We start from the raw sequence: 25,042 nt of genomic DNA on the forward strand, positions 1-25,042 counted from the left end.
TTCTATCTACTCCTCAGCATATATCGCCTTTAACCTAAAAGTATTAAACTCATCAGTACTACTTGAACTATAGTATATAGATGCCTCATCACCAGACAACAATCCTTCAACAGCTTCTGTTACATAAGCCATGGATTCCAGTGGTAAAGCTTGCACACTCTGCATTTCTACAAATAACCCTCTAGTATCATGAGCTTTTGCAAGTTGACTAACAAGCTTGTGTGTAGCTACTTTTATTAAATCTAATTCAGGCTCACCTGTGGCATTTACTTGAATGAATTGAAAAAAATTGCCACACTCAAACAAGCTTATAACATCTGTTACATCTATACCGATAATAGTACTTGCAGACCTTACATCTAGCAGTTTAATGATGTCATTTACTTCATCAGGCTGACATCTAATAACCCCCTCTATGATATTTAAGCTTTCATACTTATGATCATCTGTCTGTAAGCCTACTAAAATGTCAGCCTTTACTTTCTCTTTTAGCTCTAGTAGTGCCTCCTCACTCCAACCGTCACTGATGATAAAACAGGCGATAACAGCTGGCGGAAAATACTCTGTATTTGATCGGTATAAGGCTGCACAGGATACATGTTCTAATTTAGAATCATTAAGATGATATTTCATGGTTATACTCGTTTATAATTCATGGTGCTAATGTAGTTAGAAACTCTAGAATAGATTTACACGTAAGGTCATGAAGTTTCTAATAATCCTCATAAAGCGCCATCCCACTTTGCAAACGCTCATAAATTACCGCCTTTAACTCGGCAGGCTCAATCACAACTGCCAACTGCGACATACTCACCAGCCAATCTTGCAGGCGCTGCGTATTAGTAACCGTTGCGCGCACCTCATTCCAAGTGTCGTCGATAACAGTAATCGTTTGATCATCTGACAAAGGACGCTCATATAGATGCTGACAAGCATATTTTTGTACCTTTAAAACCAGTCCGATTTCTAAACCATTATTCAATTCCAGCTTTCCTAGCTTACGTAGATTCTCAAGAGTAAAAGCATTGCGCTCTACCCAGTCAGGGATCGACTTGTCTATTACTTTAGCTGTTGTAATTCGATTCGCCGCGAAGTTTCGATGCGACTCTAGTAAAACCTCATCATCAATGTGATCATCAGCGAGATTAAACCCAGTGAGATAGATCATATTGTCGATAAAGACTAAACCTTTGGGGTAGATTATCCTAACGTCCGTATGTTCATCCCATTTTTTTCTATAAGTGATTTGAAGTTGTTTGTTTTGCAACAACGCCTGATGAATGCTAGCCAGTACCTCACTATCAAGCTTTGGTGCTTGTACGATACTAGGCAGGGTAATGAGATGATCTTGCCACCGTCCCAGTTTGCTTTGATTAAAGCTATGTCTGTCTTGTCGGTGTAATTGACTAAGCTTATCGCTAATACTTTGCTTGAAAGATGTTGGCAAATAGTTTGCGGTATAGTTAGCGAGCATCTGCCAAAAAAATACCGTTTGCTCATTGATGACATCAATACTGAAACTTTGCTCAATATAAAACCGTGCCGTCTGTCCGCTAATATCCTGACCCCACGCTGGCTCTCTGACCAAGGCCTGACTATAAAAAATATCGTTAAATATTTGATTGAGACTACTCAGATCGTTTTCTAAGTTTTTACGCTCATTTGCGTAACGGTCAGGATTAGCGCCATAGACACTCATTAGCTCTGTCAGGGACATTGCGTTGAATTGATCACGCGGCAGAAATTGATAGAGCGTAAACAAACGGGTGGATTTGTTGTAACTTGCGATTGGGTGTGTAGTCATATTGGCTGCTCTATAGGTTATTAAATCTATCAAATTGTCTTTTTAAAAATGAACTGTCATAAAACAATTATTCAAACCGCACCACAATAGCGGTGCCGTTATCATAAGCATTGCCCTTGGAATCATAAACTTGGTTTTTAAGAGCAATTAGCCAATCCTGTAAATCCGTTTTCGCACTGACAGGTTGCCAGTTACGGCTCGGCACTAAATCGTGAATACCATCCGTACAAACCAAGAGACAGTCGCCACTATTAACATTGATCGTTTGAGACAGGCTTTCCGGTGCTTCACTACTTAGATAACTGTCGTCAGTTGTTAATGCAAAGCATTCAGTGATGCTATATAAGCTGCTGGCCATCTCTTCTTGGTTATAGTCTGCAAACTTTACTTGTCGACCTTGCTCCTGTGCTTGCTGCTCAATGAGTTCGTTTAGTAAGTTATGATCACGAGTTAAGAACTGCCATTCTTTTGCCTCTTTGCCCAGCTTGTATACACGACTATCACCGACATGAGTGATATCTATATTTATCGACTTATCATCGTTTAGAACTCCGACGATCATGGCGAGGGTTGCCGCAGCGCCATAGCGTTTTTGGGTATGTTTGGTTTGGCTCAGTTGTTGATAGATACGATCTGAGGTCATGCTTTGGACGTTTGCTTGTTTGTCATCCCATAGCGCTTTAATTGCTTTAACCACTGCCTTTGAACAGTGCTGTGACTGGTTAGAGCTGGCAACGCCGTCTGATACAGCGAGACAAAATGGAGCAACGATTGGGGTCACTGGCATTACACCTAACCCCTCTTGATACCAGTGATCTAAAAAGAAGAACGCATCTTGTTGTAATCCATTACTAGCATTGCCTTTAAAGGTAATAGCGCAAGCTTGAGCTATCGTTTGCTTAGTATTTGAAATATCGTCAGTTTGGGTCATGGTCTTACCAGCTCACTTATTATTCTCTACTTTATCGTCAGTATAGCGGACTACCTAGCAGTTTATTTTCTAGGTTATTAATTATTAAAATTTGATAGTAAAACCGAACATATATCTGCTATTATTCTTAATTATTTTAGAAAAATAAAGGATAACTAGGATGTTGCAAGTGAGACTATTAACGTTGTCAGTGATGACAAGCCTTGCGATTATTGGTTGTAGTAAAGATGACAGCGCAAATGTTGAGATAAGTAGCGTAGATACTACGTCTGAAACGACCGCCGAAACCAATGAGGCGCATATAGAAGCAGGACAAAAAGCTGCGCTATCAGAAGAAATGGAAGAAGAAGTGCAAATCGTTGCTGAAGATGAGTCCGAGTTGGTTCACTATACCGTAGCTAATGGCGAGTACTCAGAACAATGTGGATTTAAAAATGATGCAGGCAACGTAATTGTAAAAGCAGAATATGATTTTTGCGGTGGTTTTAATGAGGGAATGGCTTACTTACTAAAGAAGAACATGAAGTCTGATTCTGATGGAGGCTATTATCTTGGATACACTAACAGCTCAGGTGAGCTTGTCATTCCAGTAAATATCGAAGCAGATTACGGATGGATGTTAGATGCGCGAGACTTTAGTGAAGGTGTAGTAGCAGTACTAAATAAGGATAAATGGGGCTATTTGGATAAGCAAGGCAATACAGTGATTCCTTTTGAGTATGAGACCGCCTCCGACTTCTCTAATGGTCTAGCGACCGTATCAAAAGACTACCAATATGGCGCAATTGATCGCGCTGGCAAAACAGTGATCGATATGAAATACAGCCGTCTTGGAGAATTTAAAGAAGGTTTGGCGACGTTCACTCCAGCAGACTCAGACAAAAATGGTTTTATAAATACTCAAGGTAAAGTCATAGTTAAGCCTATCTGGGATCAAACCATGCCTTTTTCCGAAGGCCGTGCTGCCGTCGCTAAAGGCGATTACGAAAATGCTAAATGGGGGTTTATAGACACCTCAGGCAATGTAGTCATCGAACCCAAATATGATCATGCCTATATCGACCCTATGGGCGACTCACCCGATGTCATAGGTGGCTACTTTGAAGATGGCACTATCGATGTCTATCAAGACGGTGAGAATGGACAAGTAACTGCTATTACTATTGATAAAAATGGCAACGAGCTTAAACGTAAAAAATATGATTACTTATCAGATGTACTTGAAGAGATGTACAACTAGTCATGCAATAATCCATAGAAATTAGAGTCTTTATCTAAAACCTGAGTTAAAAATAATTTTTGTATTTTATCTTATTAAGCTGAAGATCTTCATTTTAAGGTCCTAACAAGCAGTTACCGTTCGTCGGACTACTGATTTTGAGCTAAAACTGTCGCTATAATTTTAAATGTAAATCGCATTTAAACAAAAAATTAACTTTTAGGAATGTTACTCATGACCTTATCCCCTATTCGCTTGTTCCCTTTAGCCGCTGCAATCAGTATGGGTGCTTACGCCCTACCTGCGCAAGCATACGAAGGTGAATGTAAACCACCAAAAACGAGTTATAGTAGCGTCTCCTGTACTTCTAATGATAATTTATTTGCTGCAAATGATGACAACTACAAGCCGCAAGCTTTAATCAACAAACAAGGCAAAGTAGTGGCTAGCCTCAAAGGCTATGACGTTATCGACCAATGGGGTATCGAAGATGATGTTTTCGCTGTGATGAAAAACGGAAAAGTAGGCTACATGAATATTCAAGGTAAGCTGCTGGTGCCAACGGTTTACGATTCTATGCAGGATCCTGATGACAAATACGATGAGACTTGGGCTGAATCGCCTTCACAAAATCGTATCGTAGTATCCAAAAACGGTAAGTTAGGCATTATCGATACCTCTAACAAAGTGATCATGCCTTTCACCAATAAATACAATTCAATCGAATCATTTAGCGAAGGTATGGCACCAGTCATGTCGAAGTCTTACAAATGGGGTTTTATTGATACCGATGGGAAAGAAGTCATTTCCCCTAAGTATGATGGTACTAACGGTCACTTTGGCGGAGTTTATGGCTTCTCTCAAGGCTTAGCGGGTATGAAGAAGGGCAACAAATGGGGCTATATTACCAAATCCGGTAAAGTCGCTATACCCTTTGTCTATGACGAAATACGCCCATTTAGTGAAGGCGTCGCCGGTGTGTTAAAGAATGGCAAGTGGGGCTTTATTAATGGTGCGAATAAAACGGTAATTCCTTTTAAATACTCCGATAGCAGTGTTGCACGCCTTGGCGTTAACTATATGGGTGCGACTTATTTTATTTTTGAAGATAACGTCGCAGAAGTGGCGACAATCAATGATAAAACAGTATGCATCAACAAATCAGATAAAAAGGTAGCTTGTCGATAGATTAGGTTGGCTTTATTAGTTGAAGTTAGCACTTATGTTTACTGGTCTCAACTCACTAAATAATTAGATTTAAGTTAAATATTTATACTTGAAGGAAATTTTCAATGCAAGATAACCACATTTTATCTGTATTTGCCTTAACTGGCCTAATTGCTCTCACAGGCTGCTCTGACAATACGCCGGTGGAGGAGACAACTGAAGTTACTACTTCTGAAGCAGTAGCTTCTACAAAAACAGCTACTACTGAATCAGCTACCATTACTGAGCCTGTAGCAGAAGCGGAAGTGGTCGATGAAAACCCTCCTAGATTTGCTCAAGTTACTGATTATCTAGCATTAAAGCCTAATACAAATTGGAATTGGAAAGAGCTAGCAGATACGCCTGATATCAAGGAGTGGTATAGCAGAACACCCGCTCAGAATGAACATCTACCCGAAGACCCTAGCTACTCAATCAGAGGAGGTCTAGACGATTATGGTGGAATGGCAGTTTATGGTACCAAAGAGCAGCCAGAGATAATAACGATTGGTTCAGGTCAGGCGGTTATGGAGGATGAGACTGGTAGCGCCGTATATAAACTTGAAGATCTATTTAGAACCAGTGAGCTCACTCGAATAGAGTCAAATTGTGATAAAGGTGAAAACGAGCTTTTCTCACAGCAGTTTTATAAATGGGAAAAACCAGGATATCAGACGCTTTTTATCTACTCCATCATAGACCAAGCTAATGCAGGTACCTCAAGCGATGTTGGTATCGCAAAAAGCTTAGATACCTTTTTTGAGTCCAATTATAAGCAGGCACTTATCAATTTGAGAACCTCAGACGCTGACTATAATGATGTCACTTGCACCTTTGATCTTTAACGCATTTAAAATCTAAAAAATTAATGGACTAAACTATGAAAAAAAATAATATATTATCGATTTTAGCTATTGGCAGTCTAATGACTTTATCTGGCTGTGCTGAGAGTCAAACCATGGGTAGTACTGTCGTCAATAGTGTGGGCTCGCTAGTAACAGAAGTAGTCAATGGTACAGTAGAAGGCGTTAGACAAGGATTAGGAGGCGCAGCAACTACTGCCACTAAAGACAGTAGCACTAGCAACACTCATTCCGCTTTGCCTGCAAACGATATGGTATACCTATTCGGCAGCATGGAAGGAGGTTGCTTAGGAAAAGACATGCCTTTTCAGACCTTTGACCAAAGTACGTTGTCGTTAGAAGATAGCATTAAAGGCGTGAGTAATGGCTATGATTATTATGTTAAGCCAAGATCAGAATGGCTATCAGAATATCGTGATACGATAAAAAATGTAAGAATACATGAAGGTAGTGAATATACGCAATATCACGTGATGTTTAAAGATGGTATCAAATACCGTGGCCAACCGTTAGAAGAGTACATTTTTATGTTCCGTCCTGAATCTTCAGGTTCTGGTGAAATCTTAAAATTCTCGCCAGCCGCCAATATCGCTACTATTTGGCCAAATTTTAGGTCTTATAAGATGGAGTATTGGGGCGAAATGATAGATATGGGCGCAACTTATAACCCTAAAAATAAAACTATCACTTGTTTATTTGACTAAATACCTTTTAATCATCACACGTTTACAGCTTAATTAATTTTAAGCTGTAAATGATTACTATTTTTTTGACTATTTAAAGATGTATTTATTAGAGTAAGCGTATTTTGGCAAACACAATGACCCCAGATATTCCAGCTTTTGACTTTCAGATAAAGTTTATAAAATATATCCAGTGGTTGCTAGAGTCTGGCTCATATACCTCAACCTATAAGTTTGCCTTACTCATGTCACTGGTAAACATTGCGATTGAATCAGGAGTTCATGGCAATGAGACATTATTTATCAGCTATGAGCATCTGGCTGAACAGTATATCAAACTGTATTGGAAACAATCCCTACCCTATACGCATAATCATAGCTCTAATGAAGAAACCGCTTTTATTTTGTCTCAGAATACTGGACGCCAAGCTGCTGTCATTAATAAAATTGTTGAGCTGCAAACTAAGCAAGCCAATATTAATAAAGCAAAAGTGCATCATACACAAGAATGGCAAATTCTGAAAAAATCAGTCGCTCAAACTATCCGCAAATACCCGGCTAAGTTTTTGCAGACTCCTGAGAATATAGAGCGCACCTTTTTGTACCATTACGATGACAAGAGTAGCAAAGGCGTTTTGCTCAATCAGGGAATAGCCTACTGTCTGGCTCATTTTAGTCACATTATTTTTAAATTATGCCAACAATACTGGACTGACTTTGTTCGCAGTAATAAACACAATCATGTTATGTTTGATCAAGATACCGATTTAAGACATTTTCTATTTGGTCAATCGCGGCAAGCATTCAAATATTTATTGATAATCTGCCTGATAGCAATCAGCATATTTTAGATGTTGGCTGCGGTTCAGGTCGCGATAGTGTGTATTTTGCTAGTTTGGATTATCAAGTTACGGCTATCGATGGCAGCCGAAAGCTAATCGATTGGGCGAAAAGTCATTATGATGATGTTATTGATTGGCGATGCATGACTTTTAAACAAACTCTATTTCAAGGTTGGTGTAAGTGCTTTACAGGTATTTGGGCATGCGCTTCATTACTTCATGTGCCTTATACAGAGCTTCCTGAATTGATAGAAGGATTACTAGACATGCTGACAGACGATGGTGTGTTTTACGTATCATTTAAATACGGTAATAGTGAGCGCGTGAAAGATGGACGTTTTTTTTGTGATATAAATGAGGTGCGCTGGGAAACTCTAAAACAAAAAATCACTTCTGAATTCAAAGACCAAACTTGGCTCACCACCGACCAAAGAGCAGATAGAAACGAGCAATGGTTTAATATTATTATTGAAATATGAAGTGTTTTATCAAACAAAAAAAGCTACGATACATAAGACTATACACCATAGCTTTTAGCAATTAACTGATTTCTTATTCTAAATTAAGAACCAATCTAATCATCAAAACCACCCTTCTTCTAATAGATGCTCAGTATTACTCAATTTAAACTCAGTATGTAAATCATAAAACGTTCCTGGGTCTTCGACATTATCAAGTAAATCGCGTTTATTGAGCGCTACAAACATTGCCAGCGAATAAGCCGGACAATGGATAGACTTCTTGGGATTAAACTCAAGATCTGTAAAAGCTTGATATTGCATAACCTCGTCGTGTAACTGAACATTTTGCTTTAGCGCGTTGACATACAGCCAATCATAAAACGCAGTTAGCGGTTCTAAATGCCACTCCATACCAAAATCATTATAACCAATAAGCTCACCAGAGGTTTGCAAGCGCTCGTCTTTTTTGGCCTGTCTTGGTGGCACTGTTAGCAAGTCAGTATAGGGACCGCCATGTTCAAACACCTTGCTCGCCTGAAAGATATTCTCGATACTATGCTGCGCGCCATTATGCTCGTCAGTGAGCTTTAAGCTAAGTGGACTGAGCAAAAAGCTGAGCTTATTGCCAGATTTACTAGATAGCTCTAAAACGTGATTGAATCCATATTTTTTGCGAATGACTTGATGCATATCGTTGATGGATTTTTTCTTTTGACGACTGGCAAATCCCACATGCCGCTCAAACCTAACCATATCCGTTTTTACCAGATTGTCACTGTTGACTCTAGGCATAAATACGGGTTTGTGTTCTACAGCGTTTTGTCTTTGTTCCATAATTTGAATTCTTTATTTCATAACGATGTGCATTATATCAGTAGTTTTTTATAAATACTCCTTCATAGTGGTAGTACGTGCCGTCATGACAGAATATTACCAGTCATGGAAAAACCACTACTTCATCGCCCTCTTGCCAAGGCTGATACTTCGTCATCGCTTGTATAAATAGTGGGTGTGCTAACCAATGCCGTAGCCAGCGCTGTAAGTTCGGATAAGGCAGACTATAAAAAACCTCGCGATCCACATGAGCGAATTGACGGACAAAAGGCATGATACCTATATCTGCAATACTTATACTCTCACCTAATAAATAATGGTTTTTAGCTAACTGCTTCTCTAAAACTTGTAGAAACACTTCTCCCCGTTGTCGATATTCTTCTTGGGTCATCTCAGGGTGACGATCAGCATACTTGTAACGATCCAGCCAATGTTTAAATTCATTGTCATTTTCGTCAATCAAAGCATTTGCCTGATGCATAACCTCTGCATCAAGTAGGCCTTGCGGATCGTTTTGTTCAAGCGCCCATATCATGATCTCTCGGCTCTCTTCAATCACTCCACCGCCCAAAAGTTGTAAAACAGGCACAGTACCTTTTGGGCTAATCGCTAGCATCTGTGGCGGTTTATTTTTTAGTATTATCTCCCGCAGCTCTACTTGCTGCTCAGCAAATAAGATACCAAGCCTAGCGCGTATGGCATAAGGACAGCGTCGAAAAGAGTACAGGCAATGAAGCGAGGAAGTCATAAATATTTTTCGCAATTGAATCTAGATGAGTGGGTTTAAAAATAGAAGCTATTATCTTATCACTAACCACATTTGATTAAGAGTGGCCATAAAAGTGTCTTCATCCATTTATCTTAGCAACGCAAACCCTTACCTTCAATGACGAGTTTAATGCATTAAAAGTTTTATACTAAAAAAACTTATACCAAATGACACATTCGCTGTGTCGCAGTGTGAGTAGGTTTGTGGCAGACTTAATAGCATACTTTATTGATTATTATCGTTTTATAAACAGATACTTAAATATATATTCACTTTTAAGGATAAAAGTCTATCTTATCTTAAAATTAGGTAGCGTCAAAACTGACGACTCATTAACTAAAAGGGCAAAAGCGTGACTTTAGCAAAAAATTCCCGTTTAAATATACCAACGGTGTATATCGAACCAAGAGATTTTGCTGATTATCTGTCTATTCAGCAGAATTATTGCTTGTTTTTAGATATTGATGGCACGCTTGCTGATTTTACGCTTGATCCAAAAGACAGCAGCATTCCGGATACAACCTTGTCACTCATAAAAGACATACAAAGTTGCGGTGTTGACATAGGGGTCGTGACGGGACGTAGTTTGGCAGAAGCAAAGCAAATGCTATCCCCTATACAAGTACCGATTGCAGCCACTCATGGTCTCGAAATAGAATTTGATCGTAATGAAGCTCAAGGTACAAGCTACGACAGTACAGATACTTTGCAATTCGATAACACTGAACTTAGCGCTATCAAACTGGCCATTATCCAATCTTGCAAACCTTATGATGACTTTACTATAGAAGATAAGCCTTACTCCGTTGCTCTGCACTATCGCCAAAACCCTAACTTGGCTGACACAGCATATGCCATTATGGCAAAAACGGTAAAAAATCGTGTTGATTGGACATTGAAACAAGGCAAATATGTCTGGGAAGCGGTACCAAAAGGGGCGGATAAAGGCGCAGCTATTTTGACCTTATTAAAAAAGATGCAAACTGATCATAAGCTTTGTCCTATCTTTATCGGTGATGACATTACTGATGAGGCGGGATTTAGAGCCATACAACAAGAAGATGCCCTAAGCGAAAATACATCTATGGCCCAGCTTGATCAGCCTATAAAAGGTATGGGTATTAAAGTAGGTAGTGGAGCTACTTGTGCTCATTACTACGTACATGACATTACTGAGGTAACTGTTTTACTTCGTAGCTTTTTGGCCTTTTGTCAAAGCAGGGCTACTATTTTATCTGAGTCAACCGCTCCCGATGACTTTATTACTAAAAAAACAACGAGATGTCTTATATGAGCCGCTTAATCGTCTTATCTAATCGGGTCAAGATGCCCGATAATAACCCAATGGCAGGCGGACTTGCCGTCGCTTTGCATGACATGCTAATAGCAAATTCAGGCATCTGGATGGGCTGGAATGGTGATATTGTAGACACTTGTGATGACGGCGCTGATAATGAATTTAGCAGCAACGAACAAGATGCTGCAACCGATGCCGATGTACAAGTGGCGAATAAGAACATCACTTATATGACCACCGCCCTCACGTCTAAACAGTATCAGCATTTTTACTGTGGATTTGCTAATAATGTATTGTGGTTACTCTTGCATGAGCAAGCCCATCTGATTAGTCAAGCACCAGAAGATTATGCAGGCTATCAGGCGGTCAACCAACTTTTTGCCAAACAATTAAAAAAGATTATTCAACCCGATGATGTCATTTGGGTACATGATTACCACTTTTTGAGTGTGGCATATTATTGTAGGCAGCTGGGCTTAAATAACCGTATCGGCTTGTTTTTGCACATCCCATTTGCTCCTCTCACATTTTGGCAAAAGCTTGATCAAAGTCCTGAATTAATCAAACACCTTGCTCATTACGATGTATTCGGTACGCAAACTGAGCAAGATAAAGCCAATTGTCTTGCGGTTTTTGACCATTATTTAAAGGGCAGCTATTTAAACACTCGCCACTTAATCGATAGTATGTCAAAAACCGACAGCGTATTAAAAACTGATAATATGCTAAAAGAGTCTTCAAATAACCCTGCACATACAGCACAAGATTTTGCTAAACCCAATCGATCGGCTGGTGCGCAGTTAGTGCTCGACCTAGACTTAGATGCCTCGCACCGCATAGTGATTGATGCTTATCCAATCGGTATAGATGTCGCCAAAATACAACAGCAAGTCATCAATTCATCTTCATATTTATCTTCGCAATATAAAAGACAAATGCCAAAAAAGACTGATATAAAATCAGCCGTTCAGCAGATAATCGCGGTAGATAGGATTGATTATTCCAAAGGATTGTTAGAGCGTTTTTCGGCCTATCGCCAGTTTTTGCAGCAGTATCCAGCCTATCAAAATCAGCTAAAATTGATTCAAATTGCTTGTCCTAGTCGCCTAGATCTGCCCGTTTATCAGCAGCTTTATAACGATGTTAGACAGACTGTCAATGAGGTAAATCAGCAATTTTCACCGATTGGGGTGCAATCAGATGCTTTTAAAATTGACGATTTAGAAGACTGTAAACTTGATACTTTCGGCTCTACAAACAATTGGCAGGCGATTACCTATAGTGAAAACGTGTTAAGTCATGGAGAATTGATGGCAGCATTTTGGTACAGCGATATTGGCTGGGTAAATTCGCTCAAAGACGGCATGAACCTAGTCGCCAAAGAATATATTGCCGCACAAAATCCAGACAATCCTGGGGTGCTGCTACTCTCTGACTATGCAGGAGCGGCTGAGCAAATGCAGGCAGCTGTTATCATCGACCCGCACAATCCAAAGAGCATTATAGAAGGTCTAAAAACCGCTCTAACAATGCCCTTAAAAGAGCGTAAGTCTCGCTATCAGACGTTATTGCAAGGTCTTTGGGAGTATGACTTACAAGCTTGGCAGCAAGACTTCTTAGAGGATTTATACCGATGATATTTTGTCGTTGGTTTATGATTAATGACATTTAACCCATAGCTAGTCCTTGGGCGCAGTCCCAATAGCTTATTTATAAAAATAATTAGGGAACCCTTATGCTAGACGCAAAAGATACTTTATTACAGGACATTAAAGCCGCTATAAGAGACGTGATAAGTACCGATTTAACAGATACTAACTTGCCTGTCATAACGGACGAGTTGCGCCGTGACATATTGAATGTCTTAATCACTTATAGTGACAAAATCCCGCATCCTGCCAGCGGTGCTGCCGGTAATAATGGAACGGACTCTCGCACATTAGTCCGTTGGCAAGTGCTGGCGTATGTTGCTAGTATCGACTTAACGATTATAAAGTGGTTTGAGTCGCACCTAGATGCCTTAAGCATCTTGCACGAACTGGGTTATGACAAAGCAGTAAAAGGACTATGCGCAGTTTGGGCGTCAGAAGGCCACCCTGATCCCATACGCTATGAGCAAGGCAAAATAAGTGGTACAAAAGCGTGGTGTTCAGGCGCGAATATTGTCAACTATGGCGTAATGACTTATCGAGATGAGCAGGGGCGCTCACAACTGCTTGTCGTGGATATGCAGCAAGATGGCATTGCGATTGATAATAGTGGATGGCAAGCAGTAGGTATGCAAGCCACTGATACTGCCACTATAACGTTCGATCAGGCAACGGCCGATACTGCTGGGGAAGCTGATGCGTACCTAGAGCGCGTAGGATTTTGGCATGGGGCAGCAGGTGTTGCTGCTTGCTGGTATGGCGCAGCCTCATATATAGCCACTTATTTAATGCAGTCTTATCAAAAAAAGCCAAACGACTATAAAGCCATGTATTTAGGACAAGTCGGTACAGCATTGAGTGTTACTCAGCAGTATTTTCATCATGTGGCTCAACTCATAGATACCCAGCCCACACTGTCCCATGAGCTGGCTATTCGCGAGTTAAGGGCGCATGTCGAGCAAGTCGCTCGGCAAGTAATAGAGAGTGCTGGACAAGCATTGGGCGCGGCACCATTTTGTGGTAACGCGCATTTTGCAAGATTATCAGCAGATCTAAGTGTGTTTATCCGCCAAAGTCATGGCGCGTTTGATTTACAAAAAATTGGCGAGCTATCTAGCTTTGCCACCAGTGATTTAACAGACGGGCAGGTAAATATATGGCAACTGTAATTTCTAATATGGCTACGTCTGAGAGTCATCACCCAATCGTTGGTGATCGTATGATAGCAGGCGATGGCACCAGTATAGAGAGTTGGAAAAACTGGCAAGGGCTACAAAACCTACCTCGATTAGATATTGCCAAGCGTTTTTCGCCAAAGCAGCGGGTGTGCATTTTTGCCCCGCATCCTGACGATGAAATATTGGGCTCTAGTGGTTTGCTACAGCAAGTGGCGGTTAATGGTAATCCTATCATTTTGATTCACGTGACCAATGGCACTCAAAGCCATCCAGACTCACAGACTTATCCTCCGCAGCAGCTTGATATTATCCGTCCAAAAGAAAGCCTAGCGGCGTTAGAAGTATTGGGCATTGCCCACCAAGTGACCACCGTTGCGCTAAATTTGACTGATGGCAATGTGATTGCCGAGCAAGAGCAGTTTTGGCAAAAACTGGCCGCTATTATCCGTTCTGATGATATTTTGGTGACGCCTTTTATGCACGACGGCCACCCTGATCATGAGGCGACAGGGCGCGTGGTCACTGCATTTGCTAAGCAGCAGCGTCTAGCGTGTTATCAGGTACTGATTTGGGCATGGCACTGGGCCAAGCCTGCCGACACTCGCATTCCTTGGCATCATGCCGTTAGAGTCGATTTAAACGCTGAGCAATTACAGCGTAAAAGCCAAGCAATTACCTGTTTTGACAGTCAAATTACCGTTGATGAAAGTACGGGCAACCCCCCTATTTTATCTGCTCAAACCATTGCTAGAATTAGCCAACCTTGGGAAGTTTATCTATATGAGCCACTCACCTAAATCGATGTCATCAGCCGACGTTGCTGATTGTTTCGCCAAAACAACTTTGGACAGTTTTACTCATATTGACAATCGCACTGATGCCTACTCAGAAACGTATTTTGATGCCTTATATAACGACAACACTGATCCATGGGAGTATCAGACCCGCTGGTATGAAAAAAGAAAACGTGATATCTGTCTAGCGATACTACCGCAGTCGGAATATAGCAATGCCATTGAACTAGGCTCTGGCAATGGCGTATTTAGCGAGTTATTGGCTCAACGTTGTCAGACTTTGACATGCGTAGATGGCAATCATCAGGCGGTAGCACTTGCCAAACAACGCTTGACGAATCACGCTCATGCTAAGGTAATTCAAGGGATTATTCCTAGTACGTTATTAAACTTACAAGATGCGCTGTCAGCAGCCTATCCTTTAATAGAAATAGAGGTTTCAGACGCGCATAAACCTCCTTTTGATTTAATTATCATTAGTGAGATTTTGTATTATTTATCGCCCACTGATATCGACAAGGTTATCGCTTGGTCTCAGCAAAACCTTGCAATAGGCGGCACCATACTGTTCTGCCATTGGCGATATAGTATTGATGGCTTTGTGATGACGGGTGAGACGGTGCACCAACGTCTGCACCAAACCTTTCATACGATAAATGATAAAGAGACGCAACAATCAGCGTTTAATCATCAAAGCCAGATTGTAGATCGTGATTTTTTATTAGACGTTTGGCAGCGCTCTCCGCGCTCGGTCGCCATGCAGGAAAACCTGATATGACGCATGTAATGAAGTATAACGGAGTAAGACCAGTCGCCAAACAATGAGAGATTTATGGACGATATAAAAATCGGTATAGTGATTCCCGCTCACAACGAAGCATCGACTATTAGCGCTTGCCTAGAATCTGTGCAAACTGCCATTGAACGACTCCCCTCGACCATTACCGCATATCCGCTTGTCGTGCTTGATAGCTGCACCGATGGCACCCCATCTATTGTCAAACAGGTAGCTGTTAATCATATAAGCTGTGAGTATCGCTGTGTGGGACGGGCGCGAGATATGGGTATTCGACATGCGATTGCACAGGGGGCGACGTGGATTGCTTGCACAGACGCTGATACGGTTGTGACTACAGATTGGCTGGTGCAGCAAGTCGCTCACATAACCCAACAGTCAACTGATATGATTTGCGGTGTAGTAAGTGTCGATGACTGGACCAACTTGTCACCGCAAACGCGGCGCGATTATATTGCTCACTATCAAGATAGAATGGGGCATCGGCATATTCATGGGGCAAATTTGAGTTTTAGCAGTCGAGCTTACCTTGCCGTTGGTGGCTTTAATCTCCTAGCATGTCATGAAGATGTGGATTTGGTCAAAAAATTTGAGACCCAAGGTTATGCTATCACTTGGAGCAATCGCGTACGAGTAATCACCAGTAGTCGGGTAAACGGCCGGGTAGATGACGGTTTTGCCGCGTTTTTATCGAATTTGGAACAAAGCAATTTATAATTACAATTATAATTCGTTCATGGCAACTTATGATAGCTCATCGCAAATTACCGTTATAGCCTGCAAATACTACGGAATTTGGACAATTCATATGGTATTAAAAATAGACAAACATTAGCGTTTGCCCCTTTTAAATATCTATTAAGTTAAGCCATTGTTTAGATTACTGGCCGACAACACCTGGTTGTAAGACGATGTGCTTAACTTCAACGAAGTCTTCAAGGGTAGACTGACCACGCAAGCGGCCCACGCTACTTTGTTTATAACCGCCCTCTTCAAACTCATCACGCATAACTGCCCAATCATTAAACCAAATCGTGCCAGCTTCCACTTCACGAGCCACACGGAACGATCTATCAAGATCTTTGGTCCAAATACAAGCCGACAGACCATATTCAGTCGCATTGGCCATCTCAATCGCCTCACGCTCAGTGTCAAAGACTTGCAAAGTAAGCACAGGACCAAAGACTTCCTGTTGTACGATATCTGCTTGGCTATCATTGACTTCAAGCAACGTAGGCTTATAAAACGCGCCATTAGCAAGCTCGCCATCGTTTATTGGACCACCGCGAACCAGTACCTTAGCACCATTGTCGATAGCCGCTTCGACCATCTTGTTCACGCGCTCTACACTATTTTTATCAATCATCGCGCCCATATCATTGCCGCTATCTATCGCATTACCGACTTTGACATTTTCTAGACGTTTTGATAATTTTTCGCGTACTTCATCAGCGATGTCTTTATGGACCAAAATGCGGCTACCAGTCATACAAAATTGCCCAGTAAATACGGTAAGAGACTTTTCAACGACAGGTAAACAAGCATCGATATCGGTATCTTGAAAGACGATATGCGGGGTTTTACCGCCAAGCTCTAAACCCAAAAGTTTAAGCTCGTCGGCGCCTTCTTTCATGAGGGCGCGTCCAGTGGTGGTGCTACCCGTGAAGCTAATGGTTGGGACATCAGGATGTTCTACCAAAGTTTGTAGGGCTTCACGTTCACCGATAACCATGTTGACCACGCCTTTTGGTAGGGATTCTACGCTCGCGATAATCTCTGCAATGAGAGCATTGCTCAAGGCAGTTTGTCCTGGCATTTTTAGCACAGCGGTACAGCCTGCTGCTAAGGCCGGAGCTAAGGAGCGCACCAATAGCGCAGCTGGAGAGTTCCAAGGCGTGCTAATACCAGCGACCCCAACGGGTTCTTTGATAAGTAAAGAATATTTACCCGCCGACCATTCAGCAGAGCGGCCATATTCGTTATAAATCTTGCTAGCACAAAAACGTATATTTGGTTTTACAAAAGAGACTTCAAACTGAGCTTCACCCAGCAATTTACCGTTTTCTTTGGCGATCATAGTCGCCAACTCCTCTTGGCGAGCCTCAAAAGCGTCTGCTATCTCGGTCAATACTTGATGACGCAATTCACGGTTGGTTTTCCAATCGGTACTTTTAAAGGTCTCTTTAGCGACTTGAATCGCCTGTTCCATCTCGGCTTTTCCACCTTCAACATAGGTGCCTAACACCTCACCTGTCGATGGGTTCATGGTTTCCTTTTTAACGCCCTTATCTATCCATTCACCGTTAATCCAGTGGGCGGCATGGTTTTTTTCTATTTCTGATGTCATGTTATAGCTTCCTATTGTATTGACCATACTCGCAACTCAACAGTAGCAGATTGAGCTAAAATATGGTTATTAGTTAAAATATTGGTTCGAAGGACAACAGACTTTTATACTATTCTTACCCCTATGAATCGCTATGCTTACTTGCTTGTACTTGCTTGAATCAATATATCTGACTAATAATCATGTAAAAAATTATTGTGACATAAAAATTTGCCACGCAAAAATATAGTGGCCTCAAATAAAAAACCTGTCAAGACATTGAACTTGGGCGATAAGTATTGAACTGTAATTAATGTTTTTATTTTTTAGGAAGATAAATAAGAATGTACAACCTTATTTAGTATGGCTTGTTTCTGCAAAAAGCAGAACGTATAAGTAGTTTTTAGAAAATAATGGGATTGTAAGTTTGAAGAAGCTTCTCTATTTTTATAAAAGTATTTTTTATATACTAAAATTTTATTACAGTCGCTAACCCGCGCGGCTTAACTACCAACAAGGATGTTGACTATGTCTCGTACTGAGCCCGTGCCAGCTTCAAACCCTGCCAATACCGTTCAGCAAGTTACATTTCGTCTTATGCGTGAACTTGGTATGACCACGGTGTTTGGCAATCCTGGATCAACTGAGCTTAATTTTTTAAACAACTTTCCAGAAGACTTTGACTATGTGCTTGCTCTGCAAGAGGCGTCTGCTGTAGCAATGGCGGACGGCTTCGCTCAAGCCAGTAGCAATGCCGCATTTGTCAATTTACACTCAGCCGCAGGACTCGGTAATGCGCTGGGCAATATATACACCGCTTTTCGCAATCATGCACCACTGGTCATCACCGCAGGACAACAATCTCGCAGCATATTGCCATTTGCGCCCTATTTAGGAGCAGAACAGGCGGCAGAATTTCCCAAGCCTCATGTTAAATGGAGCATTGAACCGGCGCGCGCTGAAGACGTGCCATTAGCAATCGCCCAAGCTTATCATATCGCTATGCAGCACCCACGCGGCCCAACCTTCGTATCTATCCCATCAGATGATTGGGACAAACCCACGGTTATGCCCAACTACTCTAAGACAATTGGGGGCAGCACGCCAAGTGCAGATGCCATAGAGCAACTGCTGACAGCTATACAAAATAGTCAAAATTTGGCTTTGATAGTGGGATCAGATATTGACCGACAAGGCGCGTTTGAATCGGCAATTATCCTTGCCGAGCGCTTGCAAGCTGAGGTATGGGAAGCGCCAAACTCTAGCCGAGCCAGCTTCCCTGAAGATCATCCGCAGTTTGCAGGGTTTCTGCCGGCTCTACCAGAACAGCTCTCAGCAAAGCTTGCCGACTACGATGTCATTTTGGTGATTGGGGCACCTGTGTTTACCTTGCATCTGGCAGGGGATATGCCACTGTTTGACTCCAATATAGCGATTTATCAAATCACTGATGACCCGATGTATGCTGCGCTTGCATCAGCGACGACGACGTTATTTGGCACTATGACGGATAGCATTCATGCTCTGCTAGAACAATTACCAACGAGCGACAAGACTCTAGTTACTGAGCCAATTCGTCCCCCTGCTCCAAAAGTGAGTGCCGCCACACCGATTCCAATTGAATATGCTATTGATGTACTTGCTCATGCTAGACCTGCTGACGCCATCATAGTGGAGGAAGCACCGTCCCATCGTCCAGCCATTCAACGCTTTTTGCCTATTACTCAAGCAGGTGGGTTTTATACGATGGCGAGTGGCGGTCTAGGTTATGCCTTGCCTGCGGCAGTTGGGGTAGCGCTTGCGACGAGTAAGCGAGTAATTTGTGTGATTGGTGATGGCTCGTCGATGTACTCGATTCAGGCCATTTGGACGGCAGTGCAATTAAACTTACCCCTCACTGTGATTGTGCTCAATAACTCAGGCTACGGAGCGATGCGCTCATTTAGCAAAATCATGCAAAGCCAAGCGATACCAGGTCTTGATTTGCCTGATATTGATTTTGTGCAATTGGCTGAAAGTATGGGCTGTAATGCAGCTCGCGTAACTGAACACGAGCAATTGTCCGTAGCGATAAATAACGCATTAGCAATGACTGGAAGTTATCTGTTGGAAGTGATCATTGACTCAGGTAGTGGCACAATTTATTGAGCGTTCGTTAAATTGATGTTAGCTAAAAATCAAAGTGTTAAGAGGCTTGTTAAATGATGAGTCTCTTTTAAAACCAAATCTCACTAAGCGTATGCTTATTTAACAAGACTATTCATCCTTTTGTAAATAAATGTAAAAAAATATATTAACCTAAATAAGGTATTTTTCTGTATTACGTAATTTTTCTATAAACACATCTTAAAGAATAATAATCTGAGAGAAAAAATTTACCTGCCTGCTTTTCTATATTAATCAAAAATATAATTTAATCATCATTTAACATATACCTAAGATATTACGTAATTTGAAATTTACTTTAAAAATCAATGGTATTTTATTGCTCCAGCCTTGTTATACCTAGTGTCTTCCCAAGCAGTCATTGACATCTTATACTGAAATTCAACGTTTATGCCTAAGACAAGAATGTCGACGCATAGTGTTACTTTCAATGCACTTACTCAATATCTGGAGTCAATCATGGAACGACTTGCTACTTTAGAAGACCTCCCTAAAGAATATGCTGCTTATGCAAGCAGGCGCGCTGACGCCGATAGAAAAACCTGAGCGCCGAGTCTTGTTCTATCCTCTCTCAATATTTTTTAATATTTCAGCATAACTCTCGGCATACTATCAAGCACTTAGTAACCTGAGCGCTTCTTAAGCTTTGCTAGATTTTGGCAGCTCATACTCTACTTTCTCAGACACCTCATTACTCCAATCTGCGTCATCACAAGCAAAATCCACCTCTGCTTGTAGGCGATGTTTAGGTAAAGGGTTGGTGCTATACGCTATCTCATACTTAATCTGCGCGATATCTTCTGCAAACGGTTCATAAGGCAATTCAAGTACCGCAAATAGCTTGGCTAAAAACTCGTCAGCCGTAAAATATTTGTCCATATAGCTATCATCAAGCCCAAGATAGCGATGACACAATACATGACGCAGGCGCTCACAAGCAGGTATAGTGTGCTTTAAAGGATACCCCATGGCTTTGATAATGTCCTGCGTACGCAGTTCAAGCATGTCTATTTGAGTAATAGCATATTGCGCTAGAAGGTGACGCGGATGATAACGACGAGTATATTTAGATGGGCTGGTTGAGTGGCTCATGATATTGAACACCTTAGATTCCTATAACTCCGACAAAAAAGTATAAAATCAGGCACAAATGAGGATGTCGGAGTACAGGCTCATGCGCTTTACCAGGATTGTTTTATATCGTGCTGGAAGTTGCAAGGTTTGTACGCCACCATTTATTATAGCCATGGCAAGCGATGTCAAAACTGTTAAACCCACGATAGTTGATGCAATGATAATAGCACATCAGCTGCTAAAAAATAAATAGCATTAGCTGTGCTTCTTTTGATGGAGTTACTAGCCTACACTATATAGTGATAATCAACTGATTAACACGTATTAGCAAAAAAGCCCTTTAACTAATGTCACGGTCTTGGTATCTTGCCTCGCCATTCTTATATTACCAAAGGTGTTTACCACACAGCATTTTTTACCCCTTTATTGGCTAATCTTCTTATCGTATTAGGGCTTGTCCTCATTTTTGTTATTTATCGAGTGAGGACACGCTCTAGCATTTTCTTGTATTGGATCTTATGAAACACAACATTGAGGCGAGCCCAGATGCTCGCCGGACTCAGTATTTTCAAGTATTTTTGATGGGTGTCAGCGCCTTTATTATGAATACTACAGAATTTGTCCCCGTCGCCCTACTCAGTGACATTGCCCAAGATTTTTCTATTACCACTGCCGAGACTGGTTGGATGCTGACGCTGTATGCGTGGATCGTCGCTGCCATGTCATTGCCGCTGATGCTGCTGACCAGTCGCTTTGAGCGTAAAAGCTTACTCTTGGCATTGTTTGCAGTATTTATCGCCAGTCATGTACTGTCAGTATTTGCATGGAGCTTTGATGTGCTGCTGATCAGCCGAGTAGGTATCGCGCTATCGCATGCGATATTCTGGTCCATTACGGCCGCAATCGCCATACGCGTGGCACCAGAAGGCAAAAAGGCACTAGCGCTTAGCGTACTTGCGACAGGTACGTCATTGGCCATGGTATTAGGGGTGCCATTGGGGCGCTTGGTCGGTCAATGGTTTGGCTGGCGCGCGACATTTGGCGGTATTGGCGGTATTGCCTTTATCGTATTTATGCTGCAAATGAGACTATTGCCAACATTGCCCAGTATGTTTGAAGGCTCTTTTCGAAAAATTCCAGAGCTACTAAAAAACCCATTATTGGTCTGTCTGTACTTGCTCATCCTACTAGTCTTTACCGCTCACTATAGCGCTTATTCTTATATTGAACCGTTTATGCGTCAGGTCGGCTCAGTCAGTGAGAACTCAGCCACTTTTGTACTATTATTATTCGGTGTCGCAGGGATTGCCGGCAGTGTCATATTTAGCCGTTGGGGTGATAGATTTAACACACGGCTGATGCTGATATCGACGATCCTGATGCTTTTCTCTATGCTGGTGCTGTTATTCGTCGTGACTTCCGTTTGGGCGCTCAGCCTAATTGCCTTGTTATGGGGCGCAGCGCTGATGCTACTGATTATCTCCATGCAGGCCAAAGTCATCATGGTCGATGTCAATGCGCAAGACATGCTGATGTCAATGTTTTCGGGTATTATCAACTTAGGGATTGGTACGGGTGCGCTCTTTGGTGGATACACGGTGACGCATTTGTCTCTCTCAAGCGTGGGCTATGTCGGCGCGGCCATCGCTAGTGCGGCGCTGCTACTGATGCTATTTATGATAAAACGCTTTCCTGAGTTAAGTAGAAGACTCGGTTAGCTAAAAAGGCAAAGTTAAAGAAGAGTAGTTAAAATGCCAGCCACTTAAATGGGTTGGCATTTTTTTATGCTACTCGTCACTATATCTTAGCAATTTACATAAACCTTTATAACTTCTATTGAACGAGTGTTCAGGCAAGGCTATACTCAGTGCTATCGGACTCGTTTGTACTGCATCAAACACACAAGGATAAGTGTAAAATGGACAATCTTTCAAGCCAAATAGCTACGTCATTCGGTTTATCTTTATCTACCCTTCGTATTGTGAGCGCGACATTCACCTTCTTCGTCCACTCGGAGAAACACAATGCCTGAGGACATTATTCAACAAGATAAAGCTCGTACACCTCCTATCAGACTAGGCAGATTAAATTATGCTTGGATCGTGGCTGCGACAGGCTCTATAGCGATGTTTTGCGGGCTTGGCTTAGGACGATTTGCATTTGGCATGCTATTACCATCGATGTCGGCTTCTTTGGGACTCAATTACACCCAAAGCGGAATATTGGGATTTGCCAACCTGATAGGCTATCTTGTCGCTGTGCTTTTAAGTCCGCTTATTCTACCTAGGTTTGGTACTCGAATCACTGGTACTGCCAGCCTTCTCTTAATCGCTGTCTCTATGCTTGGTATGGCTTTTACCACAAGCTTCCCCCTACTTTGTGCTCTTTACGTATTGACTGGTATTGGTAGTGGCGGCGTGGTCTTACCGATGATGAGCGTCATGTCGCATTGGTTTTTCCCATCGCATCGTGGCCTTGCTTTAGGACTGGTCATGGCTGGCCCTGGCTTTGGCATTATTCTATCGGGCTTTGTCGTTCCAAAGCTATTGCCATTTTTTAGCTTACTGTCTTGGCAGACAGGCTGGCTGATTTTTGCCATTATCAACATCGTGGTGGCGTGCCTTACCTTTACGCTAATCCGTAATCATCCAGACGATATCATGCACACTCCTTTTGGACGTGTACCCACTTTACCCGTAAAAAACAAGAAAAAACTGGAGCGCAGTAACATCAAGCTACTGGTACATTTAGGCGTTATCTTTGCTATCTATGGCGCAACCTATATGGTTTACGTGACCTTTATCGTAACCAGCATGGTGGGCTCTTATCAGCTGAGCGAAGCGACTGCTGGCGGTATTTGGGCATGGATTGGTCTACTGAGTGTCTTTTCAGGCATGCTCTTTGGCTGGATCTCCGACCATATCGGCCGCCGTCTTGGTCTGGCGCTGGCTTTTTTCTTCCTTGCTATCGCTTATTTGTTAGTCGGCTTGACAGATTGGACGTTAGGGCTGTATTTGTCCATTATCCTGTTTGGCTTAGTGGTCTGGAGCGTGCCTGTCATTATGGCGGCCTGTGCTGGCGATTATTTCGGGCCTGCAGCGGCGGCAAGTGCGCTCGCCGCGCTGACTTTTGCCTTTTCGGGCGGTCAAGCGCTTGGACCAGTAGCGGCAGGCTATCTTGCAGAGCTTACTGGCGACTTTAGCATCAGTTATATGGTCTCTGGCATTGCCGCCTTTGTCGCCATTGGACTTGCCTTATTATTACGTCCACAAAAATCTGCTTAGTCTGCTTAGCAAAAGGCTTTTTTATAGTTAGCGCCAATAAAATAAACGATTGCTCAAACTATATTTTTCAAACCATACTTGAACGGTCGTTCATTTATGTTTATAGTGGCCTAAGACCTACCAAACCCTTCACGCTTTTAGGACACTACTATGCTTAAGTTTTATTTTCACCAAACCCCAAACCCTATGAAAGTAGCACTTTATCTGATGGAGACAGGCCTATCGTACGAGCTGATGCCCATAGATACGATGAAAGGTGAGCAGCATACGCCTGAGTACCGCGCTATCAACCCAAATGGTAAAACGCCCGCTATCGAAGATGATGGCAACCGTGTCTTTGATTCGACGGCTATCTTGATGTACTTGGCTGAAAAAACAGGCAAGCTTGCAGGTCAGCCAGAAGATAGAGGCGAGATGCTGTCGTGGCTCATGTTTATCGCGACAGGCTTGGGCCCGTTTTCTGGTCAATCTGTGCATTTTAGACATAAAGCACCAGAAAAAGTTCCTTATGCGATCAATCGCTATCTTCGTGAAGCAGAACGTCATTATGAGGTGTTAGATAAGCACATGGAAGGCCGTGAATATCTGGTTGGTGACGACTACTCTATTGCCGATATCTCCGCGTGGGGCTGGGTCGATAAGGCAACGTTTGTATTGGGCGAAGAAGGGCTGGACAATTATCCTAACCTCAAACGCTGGTTTGCTCGTATAAACGCTCGTCCTGCGGTAGATAAAGCGCGCAATATCGCTAAAGACGTTCAGTTCAAATCTGATTTTGATGACGCCGCTGCTCGTGCGCTGTATCCACAAAACTTTGCGAAAAACACTGAATATAATAGTTAATAAATAAAATAGATACACTGGAA

General features: G+C 42.1%; 23 protein-coding genes. 16 read left to right on the forward strand and 7 right to left on the reverse strand.

Annotated elements, in window-relative coordinates:
• Positions 1 to 6: 6 nt before the first annotated feature.
• From Q0895_RS01400 to Q0895_RS01410, 3 genes are all read right to left on the reverse strand, one after another.
• A complete protein-coding gene (locus Q0895_RS01400; RefSeq protein ID WP_299184948.1) occupies positions 7 to 633 on the reverse strand; it encodes a hypothetical protein in 627 nt (208 codons plus the stop codon).
• Between the two features lie 79 nt (positions 634 to 712).
• Positions 713 to 1,804 carry a WYL domain-containing protein gene (locus Q0895_RS01405; protein WP_299184949.1) on the reverse strand — a complete coding sequence of 364 codons (1,092 nt, stop codon included), beginning with the start codon at positions 1,802 to 1,804 and terminating at the stop codon, positions 713 to 715.
• Between the two features lie 67 nt (positions 1,805 to 1,871).
• A complete protein-coding gene (locus tag Q0895_RS01410; protein ID WP_299184951.1) occupies positions 1,872 to 2,735 on the reverse strand; it encodes a protein phosphatase 2C domain-containing protein in 864 nt (287 codons plus the stop codon).
• A gap of 169 nt (positions 2,736 to 2,904) precedes the next feature.
• On the opposite strand from Q0895_RS01410, the gene Q0895_RS01415 reads away from it, so the two are divergent.
• The 6 genes from Q0895_RS01415 (at position 2,905) to Q0895_RS01440 (ending at position 8,027) form a co-directional block, all read left to right on the forward strand.
• Positions 2,905 to 3,975, forward strand: a complete 1,071-nt coding sequence (locus tag Q0895_RS01415; protein WP_299184953.1) for a WG repeat-containing protein — start codon at positions 2,905 to 2,907, stop codon at positions 3,973 to 3,975.
• A 213-nt stretch (positions 3,976 to 4,188) separates the two neighbouring features.
• On the forward strand, positions 4,189 to 5,142 hold the full coding sequence (locus tag Q0895_RS01420) for a WG repeat-containing protein (RefSeq protein ID WP_299184955.1): 954 nt from the start codon (positions 4,189 to 4,191) through the stop codon (positions 5,140 to 5,142).
• Positions 5,143 to 5,246: 104 nt separating this feature from the next.
• Positions 5,247 to 6,005: a hypothetical protein gene (locus tag Q0895_RS01425; protein WP_299184957.1), complete on the forward strand. Its 759-nt coding sequence runs from the start codon at positions 5,247 to 5,249 to the stop codon at positions 6,003 to 6,005.
• A gap of 35 nt (positions 6,006 to 6,040) precedes the next feature.
• Entirely contained in the window at positions 6,041 to 6,727 is a 687-nt protein-coding gene (locus Q0895_RS01430) for a hypothetical protein (RefSeq protein WP_299184958.1), read from the forward strand.
• Between the two features lie 116 nt (positions 6,728 to 6,843).
• Entirely contained in the window at positions 6,844 to 7,557 is a 714-nt protein-coding gene (locus tag Q0895_RS01435) for a hypothetical protein (RefSeq protein WP_299184960.1), read from the forward strand.
• 29 nt (positions 7,558 to 7,586) lie between these two features.
• Positions 7,587 to 8,027, forward strand: coding sequence for a class I SAM-dependent methyltransferase (locus Q0895_RS01440; protein ID WP_299184962.1), 441 nt, complete (start codon positions 7,587 to 7,589; stop codon positions 8,025 to 8,027).
• A 102-nt stretch (positions 8,028 to 8,129) separates the two neighbouring features.
• Here Q0895_RS01440 and Q0895_RS01445 read toward each other — a convergent pair whose 3' ends face one another.
• Together Q0895_RS01445 and Q0895_RS01450 are read right to left on the reverse strand one after the other, a co-directional pair.
• The gene (locus Q0895_RS01445) at positions 8,130 to 8,843 is read right to left on the reverse strand and encodes a hypothetical protein (protein ID WP_299184964.1); all 714 of its coding nucleotides are present in this window, start codon (positions 8,841 to 8,843) and stop codon (positions 8,130 to 8,132) included.
• A 103-nt stretch (positions 8,844 to 8,946) separates the two neighbouring features.
• A complete protein-coding gene (locus tag Q0895_RS01450; RefSeq protein WP_299184965.1) occupies positions 8,947 to 9,591 on the reverse strand; it encodes a glutathione S-transferase in 645 nt (214 codons plus the stop codon).
• 373 nt (positions 9,592 to 9,964) lie between these two features.
• On the opposite strand from Q0895_RS01450, the gene otsB reads away from it, so the two are divergent.
• The 6 genes from otsB (at position 9,965) to Q0895_RS01480 (ending at position 16,043) form a co-directional block, all read left to right on the forward strand.
• The gene (gene otsB / locus Q0895_RS01455; RefSeq protein WP_299184967.1) at positions 9,965 to 10,906 is read left to right on the forward strand and encodes a trehalose-phosphatase; all 942 of its coding nucleotides are present in this window, start codon (positions 9,965 to 9,967) and stop codon (positions 10,904 to 10,906) included.
• Positions 10,903 to 12,546, forward strand: coding sequence for a trehalose-6-phosphate synthase (locus Q0895_RS01460; protein ID WP_299184969.1), 1,644 nt, complete (start codon positions 10,903 to 10,905; stop codon positions 12,544 to 12,546). Before otsB ends, Q0895_RS01460 begins: the two co-directional genes overlap by 4 nt.
• 98 nt (positions 12,547 to 12,644) lie before the next feature.
• Positions 12,645 to 13,727, forward strand: coding sequence for an acyl-CoA dehydrogenase (locus Q0895_RS01465; RefSeq protein WP_299184971.1), 1,083 nt, complete (start codon positions 12,645 to 12,647; stop codon positions 13,725 to 13,727).
• Positions 13,715 to 14,533, forward strand: coding sequence for a PIG-L family deacetylase (locus tag Q0895_RS01470; protein WP_299184973.1), 819 nt, complete (start codon positions 13,715 to 13,717; stop codon positions 14,531 to 14,533). The genes Q0895_RS01465 and Q0895_RS01470 overlap by 13 nt, the downstream gene beginning before the upstream one ends.
• Positions 14,517 to 15,308 carry a class I SAM-dependent methyltransferase gene (locus Q0895_RS01475; RefSeq protein ID WP_299184975.1) on the forward strand — a complete coding sequence of 264 codons (792 nt, stop codon included), beginning with the start codon at positions 14,517 to 14,519 and terminating at the stop codon, positions 15,306 to 15,308. The genes Q0895_RS01470 and Q0895_RS01475 overlap by 17 nt, the downstream gene beginning before the upstream one ends.
• 63 nt (positions 15,309 to 15,371) lie before the next feature.
• A complete protein-coding gene (locus tag Q0895_RS01480) occupies positions 15,372 to 16,043 on the forward strand; it encodes a glycosyltransferase (RefSeq protein WP_299185337.1) in 672 nt (223 codons plus the stop codon).
• A 163-nt stretch (positions 16,044 to 16,206) separates the two neighbouring features.
• Here the strand turns inward: Q0895_RS01480 and Q0895_RS01485 are convergent, their stop codons facing one another.
• On the reverse strand, positions 16,207 to 17,673 hold the full coding sequence (locus tag Q0895_RS01485) for an aldehyde dehydrogenase family protein (protein WP_299184976.1): 1,467 nt from the start codon (positions 17,671 to 17,673) through the stop codon (positions 16,207 to 16,209).
• Between the two features lie 507 nt (positions 17,674 to 18,180).
• Here Q0895_RS01485 and mdlC point away from each other — a divergent pair.
• Positions 18,181 to 19,800 (forward strand): benzoylformate decarboxylase, encoded by a 1,620-nt coding sequence (gene mdlC, locus Q0895_RS01490; protein ID WP_299184977.1) that lies wholly within the window; start codon positions 18,181 to 18,183, stop codon positions 19,798 to 19,800.
• Between the two features lie 657 nt (positions 19,801 to 20,457).
• Here mdlC and Q0895_RS01495 read toward each other — a convergent pair.
• Positions 20,458 to 20,910, reverse strand: a complete 453-nt coding sequence (locus Q0895_RS01495) for a hypothetical protein (RefSeq protein ID WP_299184978.1) — start codon at positions 20,908 to 20,910, stop codon at positions 20,458 to 20,460.
• 500 nt (positions 20,911 to 21,410) lie between these two features.
• Between Q0895_RS01495 and Q0895_RS01500 the strand changes: the two genes are divergently transcribed.
• The 3 genes from Q0895_RS01500 to Q0895_RS01510 all read left to right on the forward strand — a co-directional run bounded on the left by Q0895_RS01500 (position 21,411) and on the right by Q0895_RS01510 (position 25,019).
• Entirely contained in the window at positions 21,411 to 22,610 is a 1,200-nt protein-coding gene (locus tag Q0895_RS01500; protein ID WP_299184979.1) for a sugar transporter, read from the forward strand.
• 306 nt (positions 22,611 to 22,916) lie between these two features.
• Entirely contained in the window at positions 22,917 to 24,176 is a 1,260-nt protein-coding gene (locus Q0895_RS01505; RefSeq protein WP_299184980.1) for a YbfB/YjiJ family MFS transporter, read from the forward strand.
• A 150-nt stretch (positions 24,177 to 24,326) separates the two neighbouring features.
• A complete protein-coding gene (locus Q0895_RS01510; protein WP_299184982.1) occupies positions 24,327 to 25,019 on the forward strand; it encodes a glutathione S-transferase N-terminal domain-containing protein in 693 nt (230 codons plus the stop codon).
• The last annotated feature ends 23 nt before the right edge of the window (positions 25,020 to 25,042 follow it).

It is taken from the genome of uncultured Psychrobacter sp., from assembly GCF_947495825.1.
Classification (GTDB): Bacteria; Pseudomonadota; Gammaproteobacteria; order Pseudomonadales; family Moraxellaceae; genus Psychrobacter.